The sequence below is a fragment of the Mesorhizobium sp. CU3 genome, from assembly GCF_006442965.1.
GTDB lineage: Bacteria > Pseudomonadota > Alphaproteobacteria > Rhizobiales > Rhizobiaceae > Mesorhizobium.
The window spans coordinates 128,665-142,153 of record NZ_VFWX01000017.1 but is presented as its reverse complement, the minus strand read 5'-3'; the positions used below and the strand labels follow the sequence as shown (position 1 = coordinate 142,153).

The window sequence follows — 13,489 nt, the reverse complement described above, 5'->3', positions numbered from 1 at the left end:
CGCGACGGACATGCCAAATTCTGTCCACGCACCGAACCCCAAACAACCCGCCTCGCGCGGGCTTCGCCGGCGGCCCGCCGCTCTTGCAAGCCGATCGGCAATTGATACCGTTCGTGGCTTGCGTTCCGGCCTGCCGGATCTCACAAAGCCTATGCGGCAGATAGGTTGAGGAGAGCAAAATGCGGCAGGCGCTGATCGTATGGGGCGGCTGGGAGGGGCATGAGCCCGAAGCCGGCGCGCATGTCGTCAAGGCGATGCTCGAGGAAGAGGGCTTTGCCGTGCGCGTCGAAAACACGACCGCGGTCTTCGCCGATCCGGCCATCGCCGATCTCAGCCTGATCGTGCCGATCTACACCATGTCCAAAATCGCCAAGGACGAGGCGGCCAACCTGACCAGGGCGGTCGAGAACGGCGTCGGCCTCGGCGGCTATCATGGCGGCATGGGCGACGCCTTTCGCGAGTCGCCCGACTACCAGTTCATGTGCGGCGGGCAATGGGTCGCACATCCCGGCAACATCATCGACTACCGTGTGAACGTGACGCGGCGCGACGACCCGATCATGCAGGGCATCGAGGATTTCCCCTACCGCTCCGAGCAATATTATATGCATGTCGACCCGTCGAACGAGGTGCTGGCAACCACCACCTTCTCCGGCGAACATGCGCCGTGGATCGACGGTGTCGTCATGCCGGTGGTATGGAAGCGGCGGCACGGCAAGGGCCGTGTGTTCTATTCCTCGCTGGGTCACGTGGCTTCGGAGTTCGAGGTGCCGCAGATGCGCACCATCTTGCGCCGCGGGCTGGCGTGGGCGGCGCGCTGATCGACAGGTTCGAAGCCGGCTCCATATTTTACGCAATTCCGGACGGAAAACCGCTGCGCACTTTTCCTGGAATTGCTCTAAACGCTCTCAAGATAAGTCTCGATCTCGAAGTCGCTGACATTCAGCGCAAAAGTGTTCAACTCCTGGCGCTTGCAGGCGACGAAGGCGTCGCGCAGCACGTCCGGGAAGATCTCCGCCACGCGCTTGCCGCTCTCGAAGGCGGCAATCGCCGAGGCCCAGTCCGGAGGCAGCTTGGCCAGCGGCAGTCCCTGGCCCTCGCCGCCGGTCGGCTCGCCGGGCGAGAGCTGCTTCTCGATGCCGATCAGCGCTGCGCCCAGGATCGCCGCCAGCACCAGATAGGGGTTTGCGTCGGCGCCGGAGACGCGATGCTCGATGCGGCGCGCCGCGGCCGGACCGCCCGGAATGCGGATCGCCACCATGCGGTTCTCATAGCCCCAGGCAACCGCCGTCGGCGCGTAGGAGCGCGGACGCAGACGGCGGTAGGAATTGAAATGCGGCGCGAACACCAGCGTGCTTTCGGCCATGGCGGCAAGCAGGCCGCCGACTGCGTGGCGCATCGTGTCCGAGCCCTGGTCGGAACCGTCGTCGAAGATGTTGCGGCCGTCCCTGTCGAGGACGCTGAAATGCACGTGAAAGCCGTTGCCGGCACGCTCGCCATAGGGCTTGGCCATGAAGCAGGCGGCAAAGCCATGCTTGCGGGCGACGCCTTTGACGGTGCGCTTGAACAGCACCGCATCGTCGGCGGCGCGCAAGGCGTCCGGCACGTGGTTGAGGTTGATCTCGAACTGGCCGACGCCGTTCTCGGCGATCGCGGTGTCGACCGGGATGTCCTGCATGCGGCAGGCCGCGTAGACATCGTGGATGAAGCCCTCGAAATCGTCGATCTCGTCGATCGAAAGTGCGGCGTCGGAATCGAGACGCCGGCCGGTGATCGGCGAGACGGGTCCGACCGGCCGCTGCGAGGTCGGGTCGACGAGGTAGAATTCAAGCTCGGTCGCGGTGACGGGCGTCAGGCCGAGCGCCGCATAGCGGTCGAGGATGCGGGCCAGCGCTCGCCGCGGGTCGCCGAGATAGGGAGCGCCGGTATCGTCCGCCAGCCAGACCGGCAAAAGCGCGGTCGGATGCGCGGTCCAGTCGACCGGCAGGATGCCGCGTCCGGTCCACTGGCAAAGCCCGTCGGCGTCGCCGGTCGAAAACACCTGCGCGTTGCCCTCGATGTCCTCGCCCCAGATGTCGAGCCCGATCGCCGAATAGGGCATGCGCAGCTTGCCCTCGAGCGCCTTGCGCGCCTGCTCGACCGGAATGCGTTTTCCCCGCATGATGCCGTTCAGGTCGCACACCGCGGCCCGCAGGCTCTGGATGTCCTGCCTGCTTTCAAGCCAGTTCAAAACGTCCACGATCGCATCGCTCAATTTCCAGCCCCTTTCAGGAGGTGCTGTAGCCCTGCCGGCTACGATATCCTATTTCAGCTTTTGAGTTTATGAAGGCCAACACAGCTTGCGCCGGGTTGCTTTTCTTCATTTTTTCAATTCACTAGCTGGGATATCGGGCGGCATTTCGGGCTCTTGTTGTGCGATCTGCGATCGCAACATAGCGACCCGACCGACGAAAGCCAAGCTGGAATCGGGACGCGACCTGTCAGTGGGGCACTTCCGGAAAGTTCACTTGGCCAAGGATATGCGTGGCGCCTTCCTCGATGTCGCGCACGATGGCGGCGCGGGCGCGCGCGCCGTCGCCAGCCTCGATCGCCACCACCACCTCTTCGTGGTAGTCGATGCCGAGGATGCCGGCGAGATCATCCTCGAAGCCGATGCGCAGGTTCCTGAGGAACGGGCCGACCTGCATCCACACCGTTTCGATCAGGAAGATCATCTGCTCGTTGCCGCAATGGCGATAGACCCCGAATTTGAAGTCGTGGTTCCGGCGCAGATAGTCGTCGATGTCGCCGCTGCGGGCGGCCTGGGTAAGCTCGGCGGCGTGGCGGCGGATGGCGCGCAGATTGTTGCCGTTGATGCGTCTTGTCGCGAGCTCGGCGGCCGTGCCTTCCAGGACCGTGCGCACCGCGGTCAATTGCTCAAAGCGCTCGGCCGAGATCAAGGGCACCTCGACGCTGCCGTTCGGCATTGGGCTCAGCGCCCGCAGTGCCTGCAGCCGGGTGAAGGCGCTGCGCACCGGCATGTCGCTGGTGCCGAGCTCCTTGGCGAGCTTGCGCGAGGTCAGCTTCTGGCCGGGTCGGAGCTGACCGGACATCAGCGCCCGCACGAGCTCCAGATAGACTTTCTCATGCAGGGGAACGCTGTCGACAGCGGTCAATCCGAATCGCGGTTTGTCGGCCATTGGCTAAGCGTTGCTTCACTCGTCCTGAAATCTGTAATCCGCCGCCATGGTGGTTCGGCGGCAGTTCCAGGCCGCACGATAGACGGTTGACGCGCGGCTGCAAGGGAGGGCAGGGCGGGTGGCCCTAGGCGGTTCGCCACTGACGGTCCGGTTGTCTCGCTTCAACTGCGGAACCTGGTTCATCGAAAGCTGCGGCCCTGCCGCAATCTCCAGATTTGACTGGCATCGCCGTCCGACAATATGGTCGCGGGCAACCGCAAAGGAATGATCATGGAACAATGCTGGCGCTGGTACGGCCCGAACGATCCGGTGACGCTCGACCACATCAAGCAGGCCGGCGCGACGGGAATCGTGACAGCGCTGCACAACATCTATGACGGCAGCGCCTGGCCGCTCGACGCCATCCTCGAGCGCAAGCGCATCATCGAGGCGGCGGGGCTGACATGGTCGGTGGTCGAAAGCATTCCGGTGCACAACTCGATCAAGACCGGCACGCCCGAGCGGGAACGCTATGCCCGCTGGTACAGGGATACGATCCGGGCTTTGGCCAAGGCCGGCATCTCCACCATCTGCTACAATTTCATGCCGGTCGTCGATTGGACGCGTACCGACCTGATGTACCGGCTGCCGACCACCGGTTATGCGCTGCGCTTCGATGCGCTCGACTTCGCAGCCTATGACGTGTTCGTGCTGAAGCGGCCGAATGCCGAGGCGGGCTACAGCTCGGCGCGTCTTCAGGAAGCGGAGGCGCGGCTCAAGATTTTGAGCAATGAGGACATAGACAAGATCGAACGCAACCTGATCGCCGGCCTGCCGGCGACCGAGCGCACCTACAATCGCGAGACGATGCGCGATGCTCTTGCCGACTATGCTGCGATCGGTCCGGCGGAACTGCGCGCCAATCTGGCCTGGTTCCTGAAGGAGATCATCCCGACGGCCGAGGAAGTCGGGGCGCGGATGTGCATCCACCCCGACGATCCGCCGTTCTCGCTCTACGGCCTGCCGCGCGTCGTCTCCACCGCAGACGACGCCCGTTTCATACTGGGTGTGGTCGACAGCCCGTCGAACGGGCTGACCTTCTGCACCGGCTCCTACGGCGTGCGCGCCGACAACGACCTCGTCGCGATGATCGAGGAGTTCGCGCCGCGGATCCATTTCGCGCATCTGCGCAACGTGACGCGCGAGGCGGACGGCTCCTTCTACGAGGCCGAGCACCTGGAAGGCTCGACCGACATGGCAGAAGTCATCTTGGCGCTGATGAAGGAAGAGGCCCGCAGGCGCAAAGAGGGTCGCTCCGACTGGCGCATTCCGATGCGCCCCGACCATGGCCATCTGCTTGCCGACGACATCGGCAAGACCAAGATCAATCCCGGCTACTCGCTGATCGGCCGGCTGAAGGGTCTCGCCGAACTGCGCGGCATCATGCGCGCGGTGGAGCGGTTCGACCTGGCCGCGGCGGGCTGACCATGCGCTGCTGCCGCCACGAGAACCTGCAACGCGCGGAGGAGACCAAGGTCGGCTCGCACGTCGTTCGTGACGGCTGGACCGAAGGGGTGTCCGTTATGCTGAACCCGGCCTTTCGGCCGGTCATCAGGCGGGCGTCCGTTCTCGGATAACGCAGCTTAGATAACGCCCTACCCGGAACGGACATGCCCGCCGAAGCGATTTCTCCTTCGTACGGACATGACCAATGCCTGACAATCTCAATACCTTATTCCCCGGCGCGGACACGCAAGGCTGGCTGAAAACGCATGCGATCAGCGAGGTCGAATGCCTCGTCCCCGACGTCAACGGCGTGCTGCGCGGCAAGGCGCTGCCGGCAGCCAAATTCCTCAAGTCGCTCGAGGACCGGGCGCTCTATTTGCCGAGCAGCGCCTTCCTGGTCGCCATCGACGGCCGCTATTCCGGCTCGATCGACGAAGGCTTTGCCTATTCCGATCCGGACATGCGTATGGTGCCGGACATCTCGACGCTGTGCGTCGCTCCGGGCAGCGCCGGCAAGGCCTATGTCTTTGCCGACACGTTCCATATGGACGACCGGCCCTGGATGGCCTCACCGCGCCACGTGCTAAGGGCCGTGCTTGAGCTTTATGAGCAGCGCGGCTGGCGCGCGGTGATGGCGCCGGAACTCGAATTCTACCTCACGGCGCCCAATCCCGATCCGGATCGTCCGATCACCGCGCCGGTCGGGCGCAACGGCCGGCCGGAAAGCGTGCAGCATCCTTACGACATGCAGGCGATGGAGGAGTTCGAAGCGGTGACGCGGCGGCTCTATGAGCATGCCGCCGTCGCCGGCCTGCCGGTCGAGACGCTGATCCATGAATCCGGCACGGCGCAGCTCGAGATCAACCTGCTGCATGGCGATCCGCTGGCGCTGGCCGACAAGGTGCTTTTGTTCAAGCGTCTGGCGCGGCAGGCAGCCCAAGCGAACGGCATGCACGCCACTTTCATGGCCAAGCCGATCGCCGCGCAGGCCGGCAGCTCGATGCACCTGCACATGTCGATCGTCGACGAGAAGGGCGAGCCCTTGTTCGCCGGCGAAGACGGCGAGGACAGCGAGATGTTCTCGCAGTTCATCGGCGGCCTGCAGAAATATGTCCCGGAAATCATGCCGCTGTTCGCACCCAACGTGAATTCCTACCGGCGCATCCGACCGAACCACAGCGCGCCGGCCAACATCGAATGGTCGCATGACAACCGCTCCTGCGGCCTTCGCGTGCCGATGGGCGGACGCGCTGCCCGGCGTATCGAGAACCGCTTGCCCGGTGCCGACGCCAATCCGTATCTCGCCATGGCCGGCTCGCTGATCGCTGGTTATCTCGGCATCGAGGAGAAGCTGGCGCGCTCGCCGGAAGCCCACGGTAATGCCTATCGCAGCAAGAGCACGCTGCCGAAAACCATGGAGGAGGCGCTGGAGCGCTTCGCCGCCTGCGCGCCCGTGCGGGCGCTGCTCGGCGAGGATTTCTTCCAGACCTATCTGCGCGTGAAGAGCGTCGAGCTCGACCTGTTCCAGAGCGTCGTGACGTCCTGGGAACGCGACCATCTGCTGCTCAAGGTGTGATCATGGTCTCAACAGGTTTCAACGCCGGTCTCGATATCGGCAAATCCTACTATGTCGCCACCGCCAATCCGGCGCCGGACCATCCGGCCCTAGACGGTGACGTCGAGGCCGATCTGGTCGTCGTCGGCGGTGGCTGCACCGGCCTGTCGGCGGCGCTGCATGCCGCCGAGCGCGGCCTGAAGGTGGTGCTGCTCGAAGGCGGCAAGATCGGCTGGGGCGCCTCCGGGCGCAATGGCGGCCAGATGATCCCCGGCCTGCGCAAAGGCGCCAAGGGGCTGGTGAAGTCCTTCGGGCAGGAACGGGCGAAGGCGCTGTTCGACTTGGCCTTCGAGGCGCGAGGGCTTGTGCTCGACATTATCGAGCGCCACGCCATCGACTGCGACCTGCGCCTGACCGGCCACCTTGTCGGGGCCGTCAACGGTTCGGACATGCGCGACTTCGAGGAAGAAGCCGAGTGCCTCGCCAAGGTCATGAACTTTACCGATATCGAGATATTTTCAGCGGCGCAGGCCCGGCAGAAGGTGGACACGCCCTATCAGGGCGCGGTCTTCGAGCCGCTCGGCGGCCATATGCATCCGCTGAACTACACGCTGGGGCTGGCGCGCGCCGCGGTTAGCGCCGGCGTCGTCATCCATGAGAACTCGGTTGCCACCCGACTGGAGCGGGAGCCGTCGATCCGCGTCCATACCGACAAGGGCTCGGTCCGGGCCCGGCATGTGGTGCTGGCGGGCGATGCGCTGCTCAAGGGGCTGGAGCCGCGCGTCAACAGCCGCATCATGCCAGTCGGCAACTATATCGTCGCCACCGAGCCGCTGGACGGCAAGGCCGATGTCATCCCGGCCAATGTCGCGGTCTCCGACACGCTGTTCGTCGTCAACTACTACCGCAAGTCGGCGGACGGCCGCCTGCTGTTCGGCGGCGGCGAGCGCTACACGCCGTCGCCGCCGGCCGACATCGCGGGCTTTGTGCGGCCGCATATGGAAAAGACCTTTCCACAGCTCAAAGGCTGCCGCATCGACCATGCCTGGGGCGGGCTGGTATCGGTGACGACGTCGCGGCTGCCGCATGTCGGGCATTACGGCGAGGTCTATTTCGCGCATGGCTATTCCGGCAAGGGCGTCATCCTGTCGACGCTGTCGGGCAAGCTGTTGGCGGAAGCGATCACCGGCGATACCTCGCGGCTCGACCTGTTCTCGACGCTGACGCCGCTGCCCTTCCCGGGCGGCACGGCGCTGCGCGGGCCGCTCTATGTACTCGGCATGCTGTGGTATGCGATGCGCGATCGGCTCAGGCACTGAGGCGGACGCCGAACGGACGATATCAACCAAGCGTCGCGACGCCCGGAGCAAATCCCGGGCGCTGGGGATGGTTCAGCGCTGCCCGGCCGACGCGAGGCGCGCCAGAGCCTCGCGGACGCCGGCGCGCCGGTAGGTCTCGGTGACGAGGCCTTCCTTCCTCAACGCTTGCCGCCGCCGCTCGACAAAGTCGCGCTCCTCAGCGGTCAGGTCGTGCTCGCGCTTGCGCAGCCACTCCTGATAGGACGTGTCCACTTCCTTGACCGGCTTGGCCGCTGTCGAGACCGCTGCTGGTGGATTGTCCCTGTAGCGAGGGCGCAAGGCGCTGTTGGGGTTGTGTTCGGTCCGCTTGTCGTTGCCAGAAATGACAAGGTCCGGTTTGGCGACGCGGCCCGACGGATCGTAGACGAACGCCGACACGATACGGTCGAGCGCCGCGTCGACCTCCTTGGGACGATGCACAACATCGCGCTCAGGGCGATCGGGCACGGCCAGCCGGGTGATGCCGCGATCGTTGATGGCGTCGAGCACCTCGCGATGGTCGAGCGAGGTGATCACCTCGCGTCGGGCTGGCCAGAAATCATAGGGCGCATGCGCGCCGTGACCCTTGCCGATATGGAAGGCGTAGATTTCAGGATAGATCGTCAATTCGTTGCGACGGCTGGGTTTGACGTCATAGAACGAGGTGATGGCGATCTGCAGCAGATGGGTGGCGCCGATACCGCCCAGCGGATCGTCGATCACCAGACCGAAGCGATCATGCGGGTTCCAGTCGGGCAGCGCTTCGGCGATCGAGGCCGTCTTGCCGTCGATCTCAACGTCGAACATCTCCGCCTTCAGCAAAGTCACGACATGCATGGCAAAAGTCCTTTTCGCGAATCGATGCGCGCGATGCCTGCAATAAATCACCAACGGGTCGGGCTGCCATCCCGCTTGGCTGCTTTTCCAACCGGCCAGCCGTCGCTAATGTTCAGCTGCTCACGAAGCGATTTGCTTTGCCACGGAGCGAGAAGCCGATCCGTCGGCGGGCAGGAAAAGGAACTTTATGGATCAGAGCCGGCTGACGAAGAAGGAACGCCATGAGCTGATCCTTTCGGAAGTGCGGCGCTCTGCTTCGATCCGCATCTCCAAGCTCGCGCGCCGCATCGGCGTCGCCGGCGAGACCATCCGGCGCGACCTTATCGAGCTCGGCGAGGCGGGGCTGATCAACCGCACCTATGGTGGCGCCACCATTTCCTTGATGACGTCCGAGCCGGTGATCGCCGAACGCGGCCTCACCCTGGTCGAGGAGCGCGCCCGGATCGGCCGCGGCGCCGCCGGCCTGATCGAGAACGGCCGCATCGTCATGATCGACGGCGGCTCGACGACCTATGAGGTGGCGCGCGGTCTTTCGCAGCTCAGGCGCGACCTGACCGTCATCACCAATTCGCTCGGCGTCGCCTCGGTCGCCGGCGCCAATCCGAGTTTTCGCGTCATCCTTTGCCCCGGCACCTATGACAGCCGCGAGGCCAGCGTGCTCGGCGAGGACACGGTCGAATTCGTCAGCCGCTACAATGCCGATGTCGCTGTTATCGGCGCTTCGGCCCTGAATGGCGAGGGGCCGAGCGACACGATCTCGGGTGCTGCGGCGGTAAAGCGGGCGATGATGGCGCGCTCGCTGTCGACGATGCTGGTCGTCACCAACGACAAGTTCGGCCGCACCAGCCTGGAGCGCGTCTGTGCGCTGAGCGAAATTTCCGATGTCGTCACCGACAGCGAGCCGGCTGCGGAGCTGCGTGCGGCAATCGACCAGGCCGGCGGCGAGCTGCATGTGTTTGCCGTATAGATAATCGGCTAAGCGTCCCTGTTGGTCAGCGCGATGTGGCAGCAGCCGGAGCCATGGCCCGGCGTCCAGGTGACGTTGGCGAAGCGCACGCCGGTCGCCTCGAACAGACCGCGGTCGAAGGCGCCGGCGATGCGGCAGAGCGTGGCGAGTTTTTCGTCGCCGACGCCGGCCTCGACCCAGGCATCCTTCAACGGGCAGCGCTTGACCTTGAAGGCGATGTGGCCGGGGCCGCGCTCGACATCTGTCGGATACATGCGGCCGCCATCCGGACTGACGGCAAGGAAGGCTTCGCCGATCGCCGGCGCGTCGTTCGGACCGAAGCCGGCGAAGGCCGCAGCCGCGACTTCCTGGCCGCGCTTTTCGATGGTCCGTATCATTACCGCCTCGGCCTGCTCGGCACCGAGCTCGGCGGTCAACTCGTCTAGGAAGAGGCGGTAGAGATCGGCGCGGTTGCGGAAGGCGGAGTCGAGCTCGCGCGACAGTTTCTCGGCTCTGGCGACTTCGGCGTCGGTCATAATGTTTCCTGACTGGATCTGACGAGCTTCGGCGTCGCGGCGACCAGCGCCTTGCCGATCGCCGATTGCGGATCGGCGATGATGGCACGGGCATCGCCGGTTTCGACGATACGGCCGGCATCGAGGATCGCGATGCGATGGGCGATGGCGCGGATGACGCCGAGGTCATGTGAAATGAAGAGGTAGGAAATCCGTTCCTCTCGCTGCAGGTCGAGCAGCAATTCCAGGATCTGTCCGCGCACGGAAACATCGAGCGCCGCCACCGCCTCGTCGAGCACGATCAGCGACGGTTTTGTCGCGATGGCGCGGGCGATCGCCACGCGCTGACGCTGGCCGCCGGAGATTTCGTGGATGGGGCTTGCCGCCAGATTGGCGTCGAGGCCGACCCGTTCCAGCAACGCGGCGATCCGATCCGGGCGCTCGGCGCGTGAAGCGATATTGTGGATGCGCAGCGGATCGTCGAGCACACGCGCCACGCTGGCGCGCGGATTGAAGGCGGCGAGCGGATCCTGGAACACCATCTGCAGCTTTGCGCGCCTGGCGCGCAGGGCTGCGCCAGACAGCGCTAGAAAGTCGTGGCCTTCGAAGTCGATGCGGCCGGCATCGGGCTCGATCAGCCGCAGCACCAGCCGCGCTATCGTCGATTTGCCGCTGCCGGATGGGCCGGCAAGCGCCAGCGTCTCGGCCGGGCCGATCTCGAAGGATACGCCGTCGACCGCCGCGAAGGTTTTGTCGCCGCGACGGTAGTGCTTGGCGAGGTTGGAGACGGCAAGCACAGTCATGCCGGGGTGCCTTGCCGCTCAAGCAGTGGCGTGGCGTCGAGGCCGAGATGGGCGTCGAGCAGTGCCCGCGTATAGGCGTGGCCCGGGGCGTCGATGATCTGACGGGTTTCGCCGAGTTCGACCAGTTCGCCGCGGCGCAGCACCGCGATGCGATCGGCCAGCGTGGCGGCCAGCGCGATGTCGTGGCTGATGAAGAGCAGCGTCATGCCGTCCTCGGCGACGAGGCGCCGGATCAGCGCGACGATCTCGGCCTGGACAATGGTGTCGAGCGCGCTGGTCGCTTCATCGGCGATCAGGAGTTTCGGGCCGGCGGCGATGGCGGCTGCGATGGCGACGCGCTGTTTCTGGCCGCCGGAGAGCCGGTGCGGGTAGGCGCGGACAGTGGCGTCGGGGTTGGGGAGGCGGACGCGCTCGAGGAGGGTTTTGGCTTTGGCATATGAGTCGCGCCAGCTGAGATTGAGATGCGTGCGGGCGACCTCGGCGATTTGTTTGCCGACCGGCATCACGGGGTCGAGGCTGGAGGAGGGGTCCTGGAAGACGAAGCCGATGTCGCGCCCGAGGTGGGGGTGGCTTGCCGGCAAGAGCCACTCAATCGTTCCGCCAACCTTGGTGCTCCCCGCCAACAACCCCGCAACCGCCAGCGCCAGCGTGCTCTTGCCCGAGCCGCTTTCGCCAATGACCGCTAGGCGCTCCCCCGCGTGCACCTCCAGGCTCACACCCTTCAGCGCCGCCACTTCGACCCCATCGCGCCGATAGGCAACCGCCAGTTCTCGGATCGACAGCAGCACCGTCACGACAAGCTCCTGCGCACCGCGGTGCTCTCCACCACGCCTTCGCCGGCGAGGTAGACGCCGAGCACCGTCAGCACCAGCGCCACGCCCGGAGCGATCGAGAGGAACGGCGCGGTGCGCAACACGGTGCGGCCTTCAGCGATCATGCCGCCCCAGGTGACGCGGTTGGGGTCGCCTAAGCCAAGGAAGGACAGCGCCGCCTCGGTAAGGATCGCGGCAGCCACGATCACCGACGACAGCGCCAGCACCGGCGGCAGGGCATTGGGCAGCACCTCGCGAAATGCGATCGCAATCGGATGCATGCCGATGACGCGGGCGCCGGCGACATAGTCGCGTTCGCGGATCGACAGCACTTCGGCGCGGGCGAGGCGCGCGGGGCCGGTCCAGGCGCCGAGCGCTATGGCCACGACGACGACGCCGAGCGAAGGGCCGACTATGCTGACGAAGGCGAGCGCTAGCAGAAAGCTCGGCACGGTCTGGAAGGCGTCGGTGACGCGCATCAGCACTTCGTCGACCAGGCCTCCGGCGAAGCCGGCTAAAGTGCCGACCACCGCGCCGATGAGAAGTGCTGCCGCGGCGGCGGCCAGTCCGACGGCAAGCGAAGTGCGGGCGCCGTGAAACAACTCGGCCAGCACGTCGCGGCCGAGCCGGTCGGTGCCGAGCGGCAGCGACCAATCCTGGAACGGCGGCAGCAGCGCTGGGCCGGCGATGGCTTGCGGGTCGCCCGGGAAGAGCAGCGGCGCGGCGAGCGCCATCGCAACCAGAAGTGTGAGGATCAGCGCACCGGCTATCGCCTCCGGCGTGCGGAAAAAGCGGCGCAGGCGGTTCATGCGCCGGCCTCGCCGGCGCCGACGCGCGGATCGAGAAGAGCGTAGGCGAGGTCGACCAGGAGATTGATGAGAATGACGAGAACGGCGCTGACCAGGATGATGCCGAGCAGCAGCGGCGTGTCGCGCCCCGCAACAGCTTCCTGCGCCAGCCGGCCGAGGCCGGGCACGGCAAATACGCTTTCGATGACGACGCTGCCGCCCAGCATCTGCGCCGATTGCAGGCCGAGCATGGTGATCAGCGGCAGCAACGCGTTGCGGGCGACATGGGCAAGCACGATGCGGCGGCGCGTCAGCCCCCTGGCGCGGGCGGCGAGGATAAAATCCTGCCGCCAGGCTTCGGCCATGCCGGCGCGCATCATGCGCAGATAGAGCGCAAGGTAGATGAAGCCGAGTGCCGAGACCGGCAGCACGAGATGGACGGCAATGTCGGTGGCCCGCGCCAGCCCGATCTTGCCGGAAGCGATGGTCTCGATGCCGCCGATCGGCAGCCAGCGCAGGTCGACGGCGAAGACGACGATCAGCACCAGGCCAAGCCAGAAGCCAGGCACGGCGTATAGCGCCAGCGAACCGATCGAGAGGAAACGATCGCGAAAACTGCCGGGCCGCGCGCCGGCATAGATGCCAAGCGCCGAGCCGAGGCCGAAGGACAACGCGGTGGCGCTGCCCATCAGGATCAATGTGGTAGGCAGGCGTTCGAGGATGATGTCGCGGATCGGCCGCGAGAATGTGACGGACTGGCCGAGGTCGAGGTGCAGCAGTGCCCAGAGGTAGTTGGCGAGACGTGTCAGTTCCGACTGGTCGAGGCCCCAGCGGTGGCGCAGCAATTCGATCATACCGGCATCGCCGCCGGTCGAGACGATGTAGGCGTCGACTGCATCGCCGGGCGCGGCTTCGAGCAGCATGAAGCTGCCGATGATGACGATGAGGAGGACGAAGACGCTGCCGACGAGGCGGCGGCGGAGGAGGGTTAGGGCGCCGGTCATGCGCGCCTCGGTAGGGTGGCGGTACGCCGGCTATAGGAGATGTCGAGCCCAGGCCCCCCTCTCTGTCCTGCCGGACATCTCCCCCTCAAGGGGGGAGATTGGCTGCCAGCAACGGCTTCGCCGATTTTCGACGTTGCAGAACTGGCGGGACGGACAAACGGCTGATCTCCCCCCTTGAGGGGGAGATGTCCGGCAGGACAGAGAGGGGGGTGACGGAACGCGGCCTCC

General features: G+C 65.7%; 13 protein-coding genes. 5 read left to right on the top strand and 8 right to left on the bottom strand.

Features of this window, described 5'->3' with window-relative positions:
* The first annotated feature begins 179 nt into the window (after window positions 1-179).
* Window positions 180-821, top strand: coding sequence for a ThuA domain-containing protein (locus FJ988_RS24045; protein ID WP_140820838.1), 642 nt, complete (start codon window positions 180-182; stop codon window positions 819-821).
* Window positions 822-898: 77 nt separating this feature from the next.
* On the opposite strand, the gene FJ988_RS24040 is transcribed toward FJ988_RS24045, so the two are convergent.
* Together FJ988_RS24040 and FJ988_RS24035 are read right to left on the bottom strand one after the other, a co-directional pair.
* On the bottom strand, window positions 899-2,254 hold the full coding sequence (locus FJ988_RS24040) for a glutamine synthetase family protein (protein WP_140820837.1): 1,356 nt from the start codon (window positions 2,252-2,254) through the stop codon (window positions 899-901).
* A 226-nt stretch (window positions 2,255-2,480) separates the two neighbouring features.
* Window positions 2,481-3,155 (bottom strand): GntR family transcriptional regulator, encoded by a 675-nt coding sequence (locus FJ988_RS24035; protein ID WP_348644492.1) that lies wholly within the window; start codon window positions 3,153-3,155, stop codon window positions 2,481-2,483.
* A gap of 294 nt (window positions 3,156-3,449) precedes the next feature.
* Between FJ988_RS24035 and uxuA the strand changes: the two genes are divergently transcribed.
* The 3 genes from uxuA to FJ988_RS24020 all read left to right on the top strand — a co-directional run bounded on the left by uxuA (window position 3,450) and on the right by FJ988_RS24020 (window position 7,538).
* Entirely contained in the window at window positions 3,450-4,643 is a 1,194-nt protein-coding gene (uxuA, locus tag FJ988_RS24030; protein ID WP_140820835.1) for a mannonate dehydratase, read from the top strand.
* A gap of 226 nt (window positions 4,644-4,869) precedes the next feature.
* Window positions 4,870-6,240: a glutamine synthetase family protein gene (locus FJ988_RS24025; RefSeq protein ID WP_140820834.1), complete on the top strand. Its 1,371-nt coding sequence runs from the start codon at window positions 4,870-4,872 to the stop codon at window positions 6,238-6,240.
* Window positions 6,240-7,538 carry an NAD(P)/FAD-dependent oxidoreductase gene (locus FJ988_RS24020; RefSeq protein ID WP_407067715.1) on the top strand — a complete coding sequence of 433 codons (1,299 nt, stop codon included), beginning with the start codon at window positions 6,240-6,242 and terminating at the stop codon, window positions 7,536-7,538. The genes FJ988_RS24025 and FJ988_RS24020 overlap by 1 nt, the downstream gene beginning before the upstream one ends.
* Window positions 7,539-7,610: 72 nt before the next feature.
* Here the strand turns inward: FJ988_RS24020 and FJ988_RS24015 are convergent, their stop codons facing one another.
* Complete coding sequence (locus FJ988_RS24015; protein ID WP_140820832.1) at window positions 7,611-8,393, bottom strand: hypothetical protein; 783 nt, start codon at window positions 8,391-8,393, stop codon at window positions 7,611-7,613.
* Between the two features lie 187 nt (window positions 8,394-8,580).
* Here FJ988_RS24015 and FJ988_RS24010 point away from each other — a divergent pair, with 187 nt between their 5' ends.
* Window positions 8,581-9,360 (top strand): DeoR/GlpR family DNA-binding transcription regulator, encoded by a 780-nt coding sequence (locus FJ988_RS24010; protein WP_140820831.1) that lies wholly within the window; start codon window positions 8,581-8,583, stop codon window positions 9,358-9,360.
* Window positions 9,361-9,368: 8 nt separating this feature from the next.
* Here FJ988_RS24010 and FJ988_RS24005 read toward each other — a convergent pair whose 3' ends face one another.
* The 5 genes from FJ988_RS24005 to FJ988_RS23985 are packed head-to-tail and all read right to left on the bottom strand — an operon-like array spanning window position 9,369 to window position 13,261.
* A complete protein-coding gene (locus FJ988_RS24005) occupies window positions 9,369-9,875 on the bottom strand; it encodes an L-2-amino-thiazoline-4-carboxylic acid hydrolase (RefSeq protein WP_140820830.1) in 507 nt (168 codons plus the stop codon).
* Window positions 9,872-10,657, bottom strand: coding sequence for an ATP-binding cassette domain-containing protein (locus FJ988_RS24000; protein ID WP_140820829.1), 786 nt, complete (start codon window positions 10,655-10,657; stop codon window positions 9,872-9,874). The genes FJ988_RS24005 and FJ988_RS24000 overlap by 4 nt, the downstream gene beginning before the upstream one ends.
* Window positions 10,654-11,451 (bottom strand): ABC transporter ATP-binding protein, encoded by a 798-nt coding sequence (locus FJ988_RS23995; protein ID WP_181183651.1) that lies wholly within the window; start codon window positions 11,449-11,451, stop codon window positions 10,654-10,656. Before FJ988_RS23995 ends, FJ988_RS24000 begins: the two co-directional genes overlap by 4 nt.
* The gene (locus FJ988_RS23990) at window positions 11,448-12,278 is read right to left on the bottom strand and encodes an ABC transporter permease (RefSeq protein WP_140820828.1); all 831 of its coding nucleotides are present in this window, start codon (window positions 12,276-12,278) and stop codon (window positions 11,448-11,450) included. The genes FJ988_RS23995 and FJ988_RS23990 overlap by 4 nt, the downstream gene beginning before the upstream one ends.
* Complete coding sequence (locus FJ988_RS23985; RefSeq protein WP_140820827.1) at window positions 12,275-13,261, bottom strand: ABC transporter permease; 987 nt, start codon at window positions 13,259-13,261, stop codon at window positions 12,275-12,277. The genes FJ988_RS23990 and FJ988_RS23985 overlap by 4 nt, the downstream gene beginning before the upstream one ends.
* Window positions 13,262-13,489: the final 228 nt, after the last annotated feature.